This window comes from Bradyrhizobium sp. NAS80.1 (genome assembly GCF_001908205.1).
Classification (GTDB): Bacteria; Pseudomonadota; Alphaproteobacteria; order Rhizobiales; family Xanthobacteraceae; genus Bradyrhizobium.
Genome location: NZ_LGHL01000003.1, coordinates 21,317 through 37,095, shown reverse-complemented (window position 1 = coordinate 37,095; position 15,779 = coordinate 21,317). Strand labels below are relative to the sequence as shown.

General features: G+C 62.3%; 11 protein-coding genes and 2 pseudogenes. 3 read left to right on the top strand and 10 right to left on the bottom strand.

The genetic code is table 11. The features are described 5' to 3' along the window. Nucleotides 1-342: 342 nt before the first annotated feature. The 5 genes and pseudogenes from AC629_RS00540 to AC629_RS00525 form a co-directional block, all read right to left on the bottom strand. On the bottom strand, nt 343-1,329 hold the full coding sequence (locus tag AC629_RS00540) for a tyrosine-type recombinase/integrase (protein WP_245331645.1): 987 nt from the start codon (nt 1,327-1,329) through the stop codon (nt 343-345). Nucleotides 1,330-1,344: 15 nt separating this feature from the next. Further along, nucleotides 1,345-1,530, bottom strand: a pseudogene (locus AC629_RS48135) (site-specific integrase); the annotation flags it as partial. A 12-nt stretch (nt 1,531-1,542) separates the two neighbouring features. Continuing rightward, nucleotides 1,543-1,698, bottom strand: a complete 156-nt coding sequence (locus tag AC629_RS48130; RefSeq protein WP_245331644.1) for a hypothetical protein — start codon at nt 1,696-1,698, stop codon at nt 1,543-1,545. 337 nt (nt 1,699-2,035) lie between these two features. Next, nucleotides 2,036-2,440: pseudogene (locus tag AC629_RS00535) on the bottom strand (DUF932 domain-containing protein); the annotation flags it as partial. A 369-nt stretch (nt 2,441-2,809) separates the two neighbouring features. Further along, nucleotides 2,810-3,124, bottom strand: coding sequence for a DUF736 domain-containing protein (locus AC629_RS00525; protein WP_084802834.1), 315 nt, complete (start codon nt 3,122-3,124; stop codon nt 2,810-2,812). Between the two features lie 921 nt (nt 3,125-4,045). Between AC629_RS00525 and AC629_RS00520 the strand changes: the two genes are divergently transcribed. Continuing rightward, nucleotides 4,046-5,584 carry a Fic family protein gene (locus AC629_RS00520; protein ID WP_210418976.1) on the top strand — a complete coding sequence of 513 codons (1,539 nt, stop codon included), beginning with the start codon at nt 4,046-4,048 and terminating at the stop codon, nt 5,582-5,584. A gap of 388 nt (nt 5,585-5,972) precedes the next feature. Here AC629_RS00520 and AC629_RS00515 read toward each other — a convergent pair whose 3' ends face one another. The 3 genes from AC629_RS00515 to AC629_RS00505 form a co-directional block, all read right to left on the bottom strand. Next, nucleotides 5,973-6,908, bottom strand: a complete 936-nt coding sequence (locus AC629_RS00515; RefSeq protein WP_084802867.1) for a DUF2493 domain-containing protein — start codon at nt 6,906-6,908, stop codon at nt 5,973-5,975. A 317-nt stretch (nt 6,909-7,225) separates the two neighbouring features. Further along, nucleotides 7,226-8,287, bottom strand: coding sequence for a DUF7146 domain-containing protein (locus AC629_RS00510; RefSeq protein WP_084802832.1), 1,062 nt, complete (start codon nt 8,285-8,287; stop codon nt 7,226-7,228). Between the two features lie 210 nt (nt 8,288-8,497). Continuing rightward, nucleotides 8,498-8,749, bottom strand: a complete 252-nt coding sequence (locus AC629_RS00505) for a zincin-like metallopeptidase domain-containing protein (protein ID WP_084802831.1) — start codon at nt 8,747-8,749, stop codon at nt 8,498-8,500. A gap of 1,500 nt (nt 8,750-10,249) precedes the next feature. On the opposite strand from AC629_RS00505, the gene AC629_RS00500 reads away from it, so the two are divergent. Continuing rightward, complete coding sequence (locus tag AC629_RS00500; protein ID WP_084802830.1) at nt 10,250-11,488, top strand: site-specific integrase; 1,239 nt, start codon at nt 10,250-10,252, stop codon at nt 11,486-11,488. A gap of 61 nt (nt 11,489-11,549) precedes the next feature. Here AC629_RS00500 and AC629_RS00495 read toward each other — a convergent pair whose 3' ends face one another. Together AC629_RS00495 and AC629_RS00490 are read right to left on the bottom strand one after the other, a co-directional pair. After that, on the bottom strand, nt 11,550-12,332 hold the full coding sequence (locus tag AC629_RS00495) for an enoyl-CoA hydratase/isomerase family protein (protein WP_084802829.1): 783 nt from the start codon (nt 12,330-12,332) through the stop codon (nt 11,550-11,552). 134 nt (nt 12,333-12,466) lie between these two features. Beyond that, nucleotides 12,467-14,557, bottom strand: coding sequence for a molybdopterin-dependent oxidoreductase (locus tag AC629_RS00490; protein WP_084802828.1), 2,091 nt, complete (start codon nt 14,555-14,557; stop codon nt 12,467-12,469). Nucleotides 14,558-14,791: 234 nt separating this feature from the next. Between AC629_RS00490 and AC629_RS00485 the strand changes: the two genes are divergently transcribed. Then, the gene (locus AC629_RS00485) at nt 14,792-15,766 is read left to right on the top strand and encodes a Bug family tripartite tricarboxylate transporter substrate binding protein (RefSeq protein ID WP_084802866.1); all 975 of its coding nucleotides are present in this window, start codon (nt 14,792-14,794) and stop codon (nt 15,764-15,766) included. The last annotated feature ends 13 nt before the right edge of the window (nt 15,767-15,779 follow it).

Below are 15,779 nucleotides of genomic sequence, written 5' to 3'. Positions count from 1 at the left end.
TGCAGGCCGCGCTCATGTCTGAGAGGCGCGTGACACTGGGGCTGACGGAATCGAGATACCGCCAGAACAGCTTGAGCGCACTGGCATACGCCGCCGCGGTTGAGATCGAGCCTACGGGGCCGCCGACCTGACAGGCGCGCCAGAGCGCGCCCGCAAGCGTTTGGGCCAACGCCTTGCGGCCGGACAGCATCGTCAGATCGATCGTGATGCTGCGATCCGCGAGGGTGACAGTGAATCGGAGCGAGGCGATGGCAGCGGCGGCTTCGCCCTCGGGATCAGGCAATGCCTCAGGAAACAGCGCGCGGCGTCCCGGCCGCCGCACCGGTCCAGCTGTCAGATCGGTCATTGCGCGTTACCGGCCGCATCTTCGGCCCAGCGATCGGCGGCCGCGTCGACCAGTTCCTGCGCTTCGGCAAGACTGTCGAGATAGATGTAAGTGCTGGTCACGCTGGCGTGGCCCAACAGGTGCTGGAGCTTCTGCAGCGGATCCCCCAGAATCCGACGGTAGGCCGCGCCATGTCGATCCTGCGGATCGAACACGATCCCGATCTGCTCACGGATCAGCATGGAGAGCATGTTGACGGCGAAGGTGTGCCGCAGCGTGTGCGGCGTCACGTTGACGTCGATGCCGAAACGGTGGCAGCGCGCGCAGGCGCGGCGGAACGCGGCTTCCCAGGTTGCTGACGGGACGGGTGCGCCGCCTTCCGTCAGCCATAGCAGAGCATGCTGCGCCTTGCCGGGCGCGCCGGTCAGCACACGGCCTCGCTCGCGCGGCGTCAGCCGGTCGAGGCGAACCCGCTTGCCCTTCGCGTCGACGACCTTCTCGCGATCCGACGTCAACCAGAACGGATTGGACACCGTCGGCTCTCGCCGGGCTGCCGAGATCATTCGCTCAAGATCGATGTAGTCGCTGACGAGCTTCAAGACCCGGCGGGGGATGCGAATGCGGCGCGGTCGTCCGCCCTTGGCGACCGCCCCGGGAAGGTCGAACGGGAGCGAGCGCATGCTGGAATCCGACCTGCGCGGAAGATCGGCGAGCAGCAAGCTGCCGCCCTCGGACAACCGCAGACCGGTCGTGACCAGGAGTTCCGCGAACAACGCATTGCGCTCGCCGTTGCGGCCACGCCAGGCCGGGTCCTCCGAACCGTCCGGAAGCCTTCCGCGCAAGCCGACGTCGCGGAATAGCAAATAGCTGCCAAGATCGATGAAACGCATATCGTGCCGCCGCGCGGCACGTTCGCGCGAGCGGTTCGCCGTCGCCGCCAGCAACGCGCGCGTCCCCGCCCTCCTATAAGCGGTCACGCCGTAGCTGAAGGGCGAGGTCGTCATGATCCCCTCTTCGACGGCCCACCGATAGAGTTTGTCGAGCGCCGCGATGCCCCGATTCCAGCTCGATGCCGAGATGCGGTAGGGAGCCGCAGATAGCCGCCGTGCTCGATGGAACGCCAGAACGTCATGGCGGTCTGCTTGCCAGACCGTCTTGCCGCCGCGCCGCTCGCGAAGGAAGCGAGCCCAGACCAGAATGTCCCGCGCGTAGGACCGCTAGGTGTTCGGCGAGCGCGCGCCCATCCCTGGGCAGGCGCGGAAGAATCGATTGAGATTGAGATCGTAGCTTCCATCATCCATGAGGATGAACGGCATGCCGTCGATCAGCCCGGCGCGCTCGGCAACGTCGAGCGCACCGGGCGCGGTACTCACTGCAAGGCCATCAATGGAAAGCGGAAGCGGACGCGACAGCACGTCAAGGTTCGTAAAGTACAACTGCACGCACATACCCAAGCGGAGCGCCTTCGGCGCGACTCTTTTTGTTTAGGATGCGAGGGGTTCCCCCTCCGCGCTCTCCCGCTCGCCGCGTGGCAGGGTTGCAGGACTTCGCCTGCACCCCTTCGAATAGCTTGTGGTGGCGCCGCCGCGTCAAGCGTTGTCCTCGCTTCGCTGCGGGAACGCTTGACTCGGACGTCTGAAGAGCTTCACCGCAACAGCGGTGACGCGGCTCCATGCCTGATTCTGAGACAGGATCACAGTGTTAGGATAAGGCGCGATGTGACAGCAAGCCGTGTTGCAGGTTGATGGCCGATAGTGCCGCAGGCAGTTGCCGCAGGTAGGAGGTCGGCGCGCCAACCAGCGTACTCAACTGGCCAAAGCTCCAATGCGTCGGCGCCACCGGCTCGTCACGTCCCGGCACCGTCAGGGCCAGCCGCTCGGAATTTTCGCAGTTCGCCTCCACCCGGATAGCCCGGCTTTCCACCGTCCGTGCCTGCGCGCGTTCGGCACGTCCTCGCACCGCTTCATAGAGGTCCGGCAAATTCAGGTAACGCTCGTCGTCCGGTCGCGCAAACCACTCGGACGACACGCGGCCGATCCGCTGGCCACGCGATACATCCACGCGGAAACCGCCCGACAAAGGCTGTTCGCTTTGGGACAAAGTCATCATGTTCATGTTCATGGTCATTCTCCTATGGGCTGAGGTTGAAGCGCAGCGCTGCGCTGCAACCCTGCCCGTCGGCGAGACGTGGGGTAGCAAGGGCAAGGGCGGCAGGACGCGGAGGGGGATCACCCGCCTGGCAAGGGCGCGCCGAAGGCTGCGCGTCTGCACGCGCCTGATGACGACGTCGTCATGAAGATCCTTTGCGCGGAAGACCGGGGACACCGCTCCAGCCGGCACACGAAGTGAGCTTCACCCTTGCCGGCGCGAGGGCGGAGCCCTTAGCAACCCTTCAAAAAAATGCTCTTTCTGCTTCCTTCAATGCTGCGCAGAAAACGCAAAAAGCCCCGCCTCCGAGGAGGCGGGGCTGATGATTCCGAGGGATCAGTCGCCGTTGCGGCGCGACCAGATCAGGGTGAAGCCCGCGTCGCCTTCGACCTTCACCAGCGAAGCGTAGATTGGGGCCGGGAAGCTCGGATCGTCGAGTTTGACGGAGAGGTATTCGCGTTCGCTGTCGCGGGCGGTCTTCTTCCAGGCGGCGCCGAACTCGATCATGCCTGCGAAGATGCGGTAGTCGGGCGCCTTGTCGTTGTCCTTCTCGGACGCGGCGAACCTTGCCTTGATGTTCAGCGTCAGCGTCTTGATCAAGCCGACGTAGCCGTTGTCCGAAGCGGTGAAGGTGCCGATGATGGTAGCCATGATAGTCTCCGTTTGTTGGTTGCTCGGGCTGCGCCCATCGCAGCCTCGATGGCGATCCTTGGCCCGGGGAGCGATCGGCCCGCAGCCTTCAGGCCCGCAGCGCCAGCGGAGGACGGCGGCAAGCCTGCTTTTTTGTCTCCCGCGAGGAATGCCGCCTCGTCGCGGCAGGGGAAAAAAGCAGGCGCAGCCGTTGCGGGAAGGCGATCGAGGCTCTTGCCGGCCCTCGGGCCTGATCAGCCCATTCGAGGTTGCGTTGGACGCGCACCGTGAACGAACTGACGGAGCACCATGGATTCCGACACCGACGCACCACAAGGACTTAGGCTGGATCGATCGGACACATGCTGACGGCCGCGCATTAACGGCAAGGAAGACGCGCCTCGGCAAACACCAGCAAACCTCATCGCACGCGCGGGCGTTTCCCGCGTGCAGGGCGCGGGTACGGCCGAAAGTGCCGTCAAAAGCTGATCTCAACTCTCTCAGTCATCACACGATCAAAGCATCCGGGCCTCAATTACTTGCTGCTGATTGACCAGCACGCCACAGCGTTCCGTTGGCCTGCCGCGTACATGCGAATCTCCGACCGGGTTGACCTCGGGTCGCAGTGACAGTGCTGCAAGGGCCGCCGGCAACAGCGCAGTCGTGGGCATGTGTCGTTCGCATGTTCTTTCGATCTGGCCGTCTTCAAACTCGGAGGAGTGGCCACTGACGCGGAGAGCAACGCACGGCACGCTCGGCCGGAGGATGGCCAGTCCCAACGGGAGGCTGGGTGCCAGACTGGCGAGCGGAACCAGTCGGTGAATAATTTTCACAAAACTCGCATTTGGAGATTGTTTTTCATGGACTGTTTATGCTTCGATGGTTTTAAGGGCTTCTGCGAAGAAAATTCAGGAGACGGGAGCTTTTTTCGGGAAATTTACCATGAGCGAACGATTTTCAGGACCAGTGAACGTTTTTCACGACCGACGGCTACCCGAGACGGCCATCCCGGTGGGCTACGCCGCCCTGATCGACGCCTACAATCTGCCTGTCCCGGTTCCCCGGGCGCTTTCGGCGATCGGCATCAAGCACCGCATCGTTGAACAGGACGATTGGCACATCTATACGCCGCGCCATGCGCCTGAGGCCTCGCTTGAGGGGCACCTGACCTTTGCGCTCAAGTACGAGGGCTTGGATCTCGCCCTCCTCAAGCGGCTGTTCCTCGCCGTCAAGGACGAAGACGTTGCCGAAATTGTGCGACGGAAGCCTACAGGGGTGTACACGCGCCGCATCTGGTTCTTGTACGAATGGCTGCTTGGCCGCGAGCTTAGCCTGCCTGCCGCGGACAAGGTCTCGTATGTAGATGCTGTCGATACCGACATCCAGTTTGGTGGCGCGGGGCAGAATTCGGCTCGGCATCGCGTCCGCAACAACCTTCCCGGCACGCCGGAATTTTGTCCGCTCGTCTTTAAGACTGCTGCGCTGAACGAATTCATCGCGCAGGACTGGAAAGAGCGCGCGCGCGCCGTCGTGAGCCAAGTGCCGAAGGATCTGCTTGCCCGTACCGCCGCCTTCCTTCTGCTGAAGGACTCGAAGTCCAGCTACGTGATAGAAGGAGAAAGGCCGCCGCAGGATCGGATCCAGCGATGGGGCCGCGCCATTGGCGAAGCAGGTCGCGCACCGCTCGACGAGCAGGAGTTTCTTCGCCTACAGCGCATTGTGATCGGGGACGAGCGTTTCGTGAAGCTCGGACTTCGCAGGGACGACGGCTTTATCGGCGAGCACGACCGCGACACGCAACGGCCCATTCCGGACCATATCAGTGCAAAGCATGAGGACATCGCTTCGCTCATGGCTGGACTGATCGCTTTCGACCACAGCGCCGAGAACAACCTCGATGCCGTTGTCGCGGCGGCCGTTCTCGCGTTCGGCTTCGTGTATATCCACCCGTTTGAGGACGGCAATGGGCGCATTCATCGCTATCTGATGCATCATGTTCTCGCACGTCGCGGGTTCAACCCGGCGGGCGTGCACTTTCCTGTGTCCTCGGCGATCCTCGATCGGATCGCTCAGTATAAGAACGTGCTTGAGAGCTATTCGGGCAGGCTGCTGTCCTGCATCAGGTGGGAGGCGACCTCAAGCGGCAATGTCAGGGTTCTCAACGATACGGCAGACTTCTACCGGTTCTTCGATGCGACGCCGCACGCGGAGTTTCTGTACGCCTGCGTGCGCCAGACAATAGAGCGGGATCTTCCGAACGAAACCAGCTTCCTTCTCGGCTTCGATACGTTCCGCGCCGGCATCGAGAACATGATCGACATGCCAGAGCGGACGCTGAACAATCTATTCGGCTTCCTCAGACAGAATCAGGGCAGGCTGTCGAAGCGCGCGAGAGAGAATGAATTCGCTGCGCTGACGGATGACGAGGTCTCAAAGATTGAACGACTATACGCAGACGCGTTCGGCCAAAGCCGAGAGTGACTGACGGTACATCGGATTAGATTCACAGGCGCGTCTTGCGAAGAGCATTTCAATCAGCTCGAGTTTCGACCCGAGCGCCTCTCGATCCGGCGCTGGCAAAGACACTCGTCTGTAGCCTCGAGGGACCGATCTCATCGAGCCAATTCTAACTGCAGCGATGAACGACAGGGCACATGTCGCGAGAGAAGGGTCAGCCAGAAAAATAGGATGAGCCCAGCGACATTGAGGACGAATCCATGGTCGGCCTTCCGTCAGGGCGCATTTGGATGTACAGGCCAAGACGCGACGGACAAAGGTCTCGGATGAAATGGCCTTTGATGAGCGGGCTAGCTTCATCTGGCGGTGCCCGCGCGAACCGATTTTCGGCTGGAGTCGAGTAAGACGGCGCTCACGCGCCGTCTTTGCGAAATTTCCAGACCGGAATGCCGAGCTTCTTCGCCTTGTCGGCGAGGTTGTCCTGTATGCCGGTCCCCGGGAAGTACATGACTCCGACCGGCATGATTGCCAGCATGGCGTCGTTGCGCTTGAATGGTGCAGCCTTGGCGTGCTTCGTCCAGTCGGGTTTGAAGGTGATCTGTGGTACCCTGCGATTGCTGGCCCATTTCGCAGCGATCAATTCAGCACCTTTCGGTGAACCGCCGTGAAGCAGGACCATGTCGGGATGCTTCGCGTGAACCTTGTCGAGCCGGTCCCAAACGAGCGAAACGTCGTTGAAGTCAAGCCCGCCGGTGAGCGCGATCTTCGGGCCGGCCGGCACCATCACCTCGGTTTCGGCCCGACGCTTGGCGGCGAGGAAATCGCGGCTGTCGATCATCGCGGCGGTGAGCGTGCCGTGGTTGATGACTGATCCAGACCGCGGCCGCCAGGGCGTGCCGGTGTGGACTTCGAACCATTCGGCAGCCTGGTCGCGAAAGACTTCCATGGCATTGCGGCGCTCTATGAGCGTGATGCCCTCGGCAGTGAGCCGTTCTAGCTCGACGGATCGTACCTCCGAGCCATTTTGCCCCCGTTGGCTCTTCTGCTGCGCCTGCTCGTTTGTGTCGAGCTCGCGTTCGATGCGGGCCGCCGCACGATGGAAGAGATTGACGGCCGACCAGAGCAAGTCCTCAAGATCCGGTTCGAGGCGAGTGTCATTCAGTGTCGAGACTAAGGCATCGAAGATGTCGGCGACAGCACCGGCGATCACCTTGCCTTCCGGAAGTGGCCTTGGATCGGGTTCACCCTGCAACGGGCGATAGCCATAGAGCTGAAGCTCGCTCAGGATGTGATCGGTCGCAGACGGAGCGTGCGGCGGTTCGAAATCGGTGTCGTCGTGGTCGGTCATCATGGGTGAGGCCCTTTGCTGGATCGGCCGCGCCCATCGCGGCCTTCGTGGCGATCACTTGACGGCGGGTGGAAAGGACCAGAACCCGAAGCGAAAGCGAAGGGCCGAAGCGACAGCGGAGGATTGCAGAGATGCGGGTATTTTGTTTCGCGATGCAAAGGCGCGAGGCGCGCCGGCGGAAAATAGACGCAATCTCTGCCATTGCAGGGCCGCACCCGCCTGCCGTCCGATCGCCCTCCAGAAGGCCTCGGGCGCGACTCTGTCCGGCGGCCGCGGCCCCAAACAACCGACCGCGACGCCCTTTAAGCAACGCACGTTCAACTCGTCTCGGCAGCCGCCGGGGACATGAAGCGCATAACGTCCTGTGGAGCGAGCTGTACGCGCAAGGCCTCACGAAGCTCATCGAGGCCAAAGGCGAGCAGATCCTCGTTGAAGTCTCCAAGCCGGGGCGTCAGCGGTATCGCCTCGATACCGGCGTCCAAGGTGCGTTTGGTCAGGGCCGCTACCGCGAAGTTGCCGGCCGCATCAAGATCGCGCGCGACGTAGAGTCGGCGTAGCTGCAGCGGAGGCAGCAGGGCAGCAAGATGGTTTGCGGAAAGCGCGGCAGCCATTGGCAGCGTTGGAACTGCACAGCGCAGCGACAACATGGTCTCGATGCCCTCTCCCGCCACCAGCACGTCGTCGGCCGTCCCGAATCGAACCGCATTACCGAGAAGGTCACCCATGGCACGTCGCGGTGTGTCGATCGGCGCTTTGCCCAAGCGAACAATATCGAAGCCATCGGGATCGAGCCAGGTGCGATGCACGCCGGTGACCCGGCCATCAAGATCCGTGACACGTGCGATTAATGCCGGCCATATCTCGGTGGGCGCGTCCTCGTCGCGTCGGTAGTAGCAGCGCGGGTAGAAGCGCAGCGCACTATCGTCGCGTGACGCTAAAATGCCCCGATTGCGCAAGTAGACCTCTGCGAGAGTCCCGGCAACTGGCTGCGAGATGGCGAAGAGCCGCCGGGCCGCCTCGGGCGAGCTGATTGGCGCTCTGGTGTGCGCAAGTTTCGGCGACGGCTCTGAGTCCGAGCGAGGTAAATTGAGAAAGCGGCGCGCCTCATTCGCCACGTCGTGGAAGTCGAGGAGCCCACAGCTTTTTTGGATGACGTCGAGCAAGTCACCGTGCTCGCCCGTTGCGGCATCAGTCCATTTCCCGGCTGGCCCCTTGGGCGATTCCTTCAATCGAACGAACATCGAGCGTCCCGGCGTGTTGCGGGCATCGCCAACCAGCCAATAGCGACCTTGGCGCCGACCGTTCGAGAGATAGTGACGGCACACCGCCTCGGCTTCTCGCGCGAGGCGCCGCGCCAGTTCGGAAGCGCCGCGTGACATCACGCAGCCTCCCGCTGGCCGATGTACTCAATCTGGTGGTGCTCCAACGCCACCTTACTGAAGGTAAAGTCACAGGTCGTGATCGTCGGGACAGCTTCCACCATTTCGATGCTCCACGGCGGGCTGCCGAGAGCCTCTCTCTCGGCTTCCAACCCGTCGCGGAAACTCCACCCCCCCTCTCACTCTTCTTCCGAGTAAAGAAGAGATGCTTCAAGCCGCCTCACACTCCCCATCCCCACCTGCTATGCCGACAGCGGGATCTGTCAAAAAACCGACAATGTAATCCGCCGCCTTGCTGGCTTGGCTTGCCGCGCGGGCAATCGCCCGATTGTCCTCGCGCAGCATCTCAAGCCACGAGGCGATGTAGTCGGTGCGCCGCACCGTCGGCTCAACGCCCAGTGCCGCACGCAAGAACGCGGCGCACAGTTCCGCGCTCGAATCCTCAAGGGCCGTGGCCCGCAACTGCGGGCCAAAGAAGGCAGCCGCAGGAGCGTCAGCATAGCGCCGCCGTCAGGCGGGACGCGGGACCGACTGCAGTCTCGAGACCGGTTAAAAAGGCACCCGCAGGAGGGTTAGCATAGCGCCGGCGCGGAACGCGACGGAACCCGGGACCGAGCGCCTCCGGCGAGAGACACTATACGGTGCGCGAGGGATCGAAGCCGTCGGCCGAGACGCAGAGCGGCTCGGTTCACGAGAGCCCGTTGCGGCAAACGCCGCACGCGCGATGGCACAGATCAAAAGCGTCTCAACGACAGCGATTACACCCTGGCGGCGACATCCCAATCGCAACCTTGCGAACGTCCAAGAACTCCAGCCGAGCACCCTTGAGAGCGAACGACCGCTGCGGTACTTACGATCCGTATCATTCCGACAAAGAGATGACTTGCTGCGCCTTCTCATGCAAGTTGATCAACAGGATTGTCGGATTGAGTACTGGTAGTTCAGCAGAATCAGCTGACTCTCAGCCAGCGGGCGAGGATAGGCGCTTGAGTGCCAACAGCCGGCGTCCGTCGCGGTGCATAAACCACTCATTACTCAGTGCGAGCCGAAGCGCCTCGCTATTTTGTCGATCGGTGTTGCTGGGCATTCGGACAATTGCGCCCCCATCATCAGATCGATCGAACTTCGCATTTCACCAATCCGCACCACTCCAATCGGCCTTTTAAGCGAGCGAGGAGTTTGGTCCGGCGAGCGCGGCTATTTGGTGCGCCGCTAGCGATCCGTAATAAGACACGCATCCTAGGCCTACTCTGCTCGTGACGGCCCAGATAGGGCGATCCTGCCACTACAAGACCGGACACGCAGCTGTCGCCGCCTTGCGACCAGGATTCTATTGAACCCGTAAGTGCCGACCACGCGTGCGACCCTGATCGTTTCTGTTAGGCTACATCGTCCGTCCTATTTTCACGCCATGCCAGCCGATTGCCACACGAGCTCTCTGCTCTCCTTTTTCTGTGGCGCACTGGCTTTCAATATCGAAGGTGGCGTTGACACGAGGGCTTGGAAGTATGCGCGCAAGAGGCAAGACGTTTGACCACAAGCTCTACCTTTTGGGCCTTCCACAGGTCAGGAGCCCCTCAAACGACTTGAGGATTTGATGACACAGCCCGGACATTTCGACCATTGACCTACGCTCATGGCACTTCGCCCTGCCCTTCCTGCCCGTTATCCGCCCATCGGCACATGGCCTGCACTCATGCGCGCTGACATGGCCGCCGCCTACCTCGATTATCGCGATACAGGTGAACTCGCACGCGCTGTTGGTCGCGGCGAGGCACCAGCTCCCGTTGGCTATCGCGGAATTGGACGCGCGCGACAGCCAATTTGGTCGAAGGCTGCCATCGACAACTTCGCGGCACCGGCGAGGTCAATGGATCGAGACAGATCGGAAGACCTGGTTTCTCTCGTATGAAATTATCCCAAACTGGATCGAAGCTTCCGCGCTACTGCCGACGAAAGCCATTGAAGCGTGATCGATGCGCATACTTCTTTGAACCGCCGACCTGGGCTCGACAGCAGGGCTGCAACGTCAAGGCCGAAGCGTTAGGGGAACACTACGCCGCTGCCGTTGACCGAGTTGAGAATATCCTCCTTCCCGCCTTCGACAGTTGGCGCTCACGAGGGTTGACCGATATGATTCCGCCTTCTCCCGCGCCTGGCACTTTCGATTGGCTGGTCAGCATCTTCCAAGCCCACCAGAAATGGAGAGAGATCGATCACAACACGCAGCGCTTATACAAGCAAAGTCTTGCCCTGTTCGCTAATCACACACTGAAGGACGGCACTCGTGCCGGCTCGAAGCACCTCTCCGATTTTACGAAAGGCTTCGTCGACGCAATCTACGCGAAACTGCTCGTTGTGGAAGACAGGGACGCATGTGGGAACGTTATCAAGCGCGAGCGTCGCCGCTTTGCCAATGCAGCCATGGCCTCTTGCAGGCGCGCATGGTTTGTTGGGCAGCGCGCACAAGAAACGAAAGTGCCGGCGATCAATCCATTTTTGCGGATGGGGCTAAAGACCCGTGCGCCTGGCCAGCCTGTCCGCCAGACGCCCACAGCGACTTGGGATGAACTCGTCGCGTTCAGGGCGGCGGCGAAGAAGCTCGGATACCGCTCGGTCGGAACTGCCGCGTTGTTGACCTGGGAGTGGCTGCAACGCGAAGAGCACGTCTTCGGAGCTTTCGAGATCTCGCACTATCGGCCAAAGGAGCGGCCGAACAGCGTGAAGATCGTGCATCCGAAGAATGGCGAGGAAGCCTGGTGGCCACTATTCGACGAAACGGGCGAACCTCTTTTCCCCGAACTGATGGCGGAGCTCGACGCCATCAAGGAAACTGTAGTCTCGGGGCTGGTCTTTCGGCGCGATCATGAACATCGCAGATCCCCTACACAGCTCCCTTGGATCACAGATCGCAAGGACCTGCGTTATTTGCGCGGTGTCGTAAAAAGGATCGTCGCGGCAGCTGAGCTTCGGAGTGAACTCTCCTTTACCTCATTCCGTCACGGTGGATTTACTGAAGGTGCGGACAGCGATCTCACTGATGCTGAGTTACGCGCAGCCGGCCGTCATCGATCGGCACGCCAACTGCCAACCTATGCCAAACGCACTCGCAAACAGCTGATCGCGGGCTCCAAGAAGCGCCACGAGGAACGAGCAAGAGCAGCGCTTATCGGACTCGCCCCTACCCCCGTGTCTGAATAACCGCATCGTGGGTTATTGCGGGTCTCCACGGCTAGAACTCAGGCCTGCCGATTTGACATGGTTATTTCCCCGTCCAGGACGGCTTGCGCTTCTCGCTGAACGCTTTCAGCCCTTCCTTGGCGTCCTCGGTCATCGCGAGCAGTGCGATCTGGCTTTCGGTGTAGGCGATGCTCTCGTCGAAGGACATCGAGGCGATCGCGCGCATCGCATATTTACCCCGGCGGATGGCGGTCGGCGATTTGTCGACGATGCGGCCGATCAGCCAGTCGACCTTGGCATCTAACTCGGCCGCGGGCACGACGTAGTTGAGGAGGCCCGCTCCTTGAGCCGCTTTCGCGTCGAACGGCTCGCCCGTCAGCGCCCATTCGTTGACGAGCCGCGGCGGCGCGATGGACTGCAACAGGCTCAAGACCTGCATCGGGAACACGCCGACCTTCACCTCGGGCAGGCCGAAGATGACGTGATCGGCCGCGACAGCCATGTCGGTCATGCAGAGCAAGCCCATGCCGCCGGCCATGCAGACACCGCCCACGCGGGCGATCGCGGGCTTGGTGGCGTTCTGCGACAGGCGCAACAGATCGGCATAGTCGACATTCGGCCTGGAATGATCCATCGCGAAAGCCGCACCGGAATTCTGCAGGTCGGCACCGGCGCAGAACGCCCTGTCGCCCGCGCCCGTCAGCACGATCACACGGACGTCCTTGTCGTCGTGCGCGTCGCGATAACCCTTGGTGATGCCGGCGATCACGTCGCCGTTCAGCGCGTTGCGTTTCTCCGGCCGGTTGATGATGATCCAGAACGCCTGCCCGCGCTTCTCGGTGATGACGCTTGTGGTGTCGGTCATGGCACTCGCTTCCTTGCTGCCGTTTTGCAGCCATTTGCGGCAGCCCGGGCGGCAGGTGCAAGAGCAATCTGCGGGGAGGCGCCGCTTTAGCGCCTCGACGCAAATTGCAGGAGATCGAGGCCCGGGCGCACGCCTCAGGTCGCGACGGCTTTCCTGATCCAGACCTTGTTGTCGTGGAACGCGGCTCCGCCGATCGGCGCGATGGCTTCGGCCCCTGTCAACATGTTGATGCCGCGGCCGCCGATGTGATTGCTGTTGGGGTGAACGGACTCCGCGATTAGCACGCCGCGCCGCACGCCCTCGAACAGCGTCGCAACCAGCGTGGTCTCGCCTCGGGTGTTGCCGAGTGTCACGGCATCGCCATCGGCGATGTCGAGCGCGGTGGCGTCCAGGGGGTGGATCATCACGCTCGCCTTGCCCTCGCGCGCCTGCGACGATGGCGTCTCGTTGAAGGTGGTGTTGAGGAAGCTGCGCGAGGGGCTGGTCGCGAGCCGGAACGGATGGACCTGGTCGGCGTGCTCGATCACCGCCCAATGGTCCGGCAGCGACGGCATCTTGTCGACGTCCCCCATCGTCATGCCGAACGGCGGATGGGCCCAGTCGGCTTTGAAGTGGAATTTCCCGTCGGCATGGGCAAAGCCGTCGAGATAATGCGACGTGCGGAAGTCCGGCTGCAGGTCGCGCCAGATGTCGGCTTCGAGCCCCGCGATGTCGCCGTGGTTGCTGAGCTTCAATGTCGCGTCGATCAGTTCGCGCGGCGTCATCTCGAAGCCCTGATGTTTTGCGCCAAGTCGCGGCGCCAGCGCCTGCAAGACCTCGTGGTTGGAGCGGCATTCGCCGGGCGGCTCGATCAGCTTCGGACCGACGGAGATGTGCTGATGGCCGCCACCGTAATAGAGATCGTCATGCTCCATGAACATGGTCGCCGGCAGCACGATGTCGGCCATCTGCGCCGTCTCGGTCATGAACTGCTCGTGCACCGCGACGAACAGATCCTCGCGCGCGAAACCCTGGGCTACCCTCGCCTGCTCTGGCGCGACCGTCATCGGATTGGTGTTCTGGATCAGCATCGCCTTGACCGGCCCCTTGCCGTGCAGGGCTTCGGCGTCGCCCGTGAGGATGCGGCCGATCTTCGACTGATCGAGCGCACGCGTCGTCTTGTCGATCGCGTCGTGACCTTCGATGACGGATTCGTTGAAATGCCACAGCGCGTAATTGTTGAAGAAGGCGCCGCCGCCTTCATGCTGCCAGGCGCCTGTCACCGCGGGAATGCAAAGCGCCGCATGCATCTGCGTCGCGCCGTTGCGCGAGCGGGTGAAACCGTAACCGAGGCGGAGGAAGGTCCGCTTCGTCTCGCCCACGGCTTTCGCAAAGGCCTCGATCTCCGCCACCGGCACCCCGCAGATCGCGGAGGCCCATTCGGGGGTTCGCGTTTTCAGATGCGCTTCGAGTTCATCAGGGCAATCGGTGTATTTGTACATGTAGGCGCGGTCGGCATAGCCGTCGCGGAACAGGACGTGCATGACACCGCAGGCGAAGGCGCCGTCGGTGCCGGGGCGCAGGATGATCTTGATGTCAGCCTGCTTCATGGTCTCGTTGTCGTAGATGTCGACCGCCGCGATCTTCGCGCCGCGCTCCTTCCGCGCCCGCGCGGCGTGCGTCATGACGTTGACCTGCGTGTTGACGGGATTGGTACCCCAGATCACCACGAGGTCGGACAGCGCCATCTCGCGCGGATCGACGCCGGCGATCTTGCCGGTGCCGATCGCGAACCCGATACGCGCAACGTTGGCGCAGATCGTCGAATAGAAGCGCGAGTATCTCTTCACATGCGCGAGACGGTTAATGCCGTCACGCATCACCAGCCCCATCGTGCCGGCGTAGTAATAGGGCCAGATCGATTCCGCGCCGAACTCGCGCTCGGCTTGATTGAAGCGATCTCCGATCTCGTCCAGCGCCTCGTCCCAGGAGATCCGCGCGAACTGCCCGGAGCCCTTCGGCCCGATGCGGCGCATCGGAAATGTCACCCTTTCAGGATGATGGATGCGCTCGGCATAACGGGCGACCTTGGCGCAGACGACGCCCGCCGTGTAGGTCTGCTTTTTCGAACCGCGGACGCGACCGATGCTGCGGCCTTCGACCACCTCGATATCGAGCGCGCAGGCCGACGGGCAATCGTGCGGACAGGTCGAGTGGCGGATTTCGATCTTGGCGTGCTGGTTCATGACCAAATTCGTAACACCAAAATACCAGCCAGCCGAGCGTATTTATCCGGCAATGCCCATGCGATTTGCTCAAACCGCACGCGCCGCGGGTTCCTGCCGCAACCGCGAAAGGCGGCGCGGTCACACCGAAATCTGCCCGATATTCCCTGCCCGCTAGGCTTTGTGAGGCGTCGACAGTCCGCTTCACCTGCCGCTACAGTGCCGGCCAACAAGAACGAGATCCGGGAGGTGGGCATGACAGCCCGAAGATTCGCGCTGGCATTGGCGGGCGGACTGGTTGCTGAATTCGCTGCTGCCCCCTCGCTTGCGCAAGATTATCCTGCTCATTCGGTCCGGATCGTGGTTCCTTTCGGGGCTGGCGGGCCGGCTGACGTCGCGGCCCGGCTGATCGGCAACGTGCTCCAGGAGAGCTTTGGCCAGCCCTTCGTGATCGAGAACCGCACCGGCGCGGGCGGTGTCATCGGCACGGTCGAGGGGGCGAAGTCGCCCGCCGACGGCTACACGCTGTTGATGATGTCCAACACCCAGACAGCGAACGAGTCGCTGCTGACCCCGGCGCAGCGCAAATACGAGCTGATGCGCGACCTCGCGCCGATCGCGCCGGTGAACTATTCCGATCTCGTCATCGTGGTGAACCCGCAAGTTCCGGCAAAGACGCTGCAAGAGTTTATCGCGCTCGCCAAAGCGCAGCCGGGCAAGCTGAACTACGCCTCCTCTGGCCAGGGCACGCCCTATCACATGGCCGGTGAGCTGTTCAAAGCCATGGCCGGCATAGACGTCGTGCACGTCCCCTACCGCAACAGCGGCGAGGCGCGCAGCGGCGTGATCGGCGGGCAGGTGCAGATGATGATCGACGCGGTGCCGGCGATGGCGCCGAATATCGGCGAGAACCAGGTCCGCGCGCTCGCGACCACCGGCAAGCAACGATCCGCGGTGTTGCCGAACGTGCCGACCGCTGGCGAAGCCGGAGTACCCGGCTACGAGGCAACGATCTGGCTGGGCCTGATGGCGCCGGCCGGCACGCCGAAGCCGATCATCGACAAGCTCAATGCCGCCGTGAACGCAATGGTGAAGCGGCCCGACATCGTCAAGCTCTGGACCGAGCAAGGCGCCGTGCCCATGTCGATGACACCGGAGGAGTTCGACAAGTTCCTGCGCGGCGACATCGAGAAATGGGCCGACGTCGTCAAGAAGTTCGACAAGTCCTGAGGCCGTGGAGTGA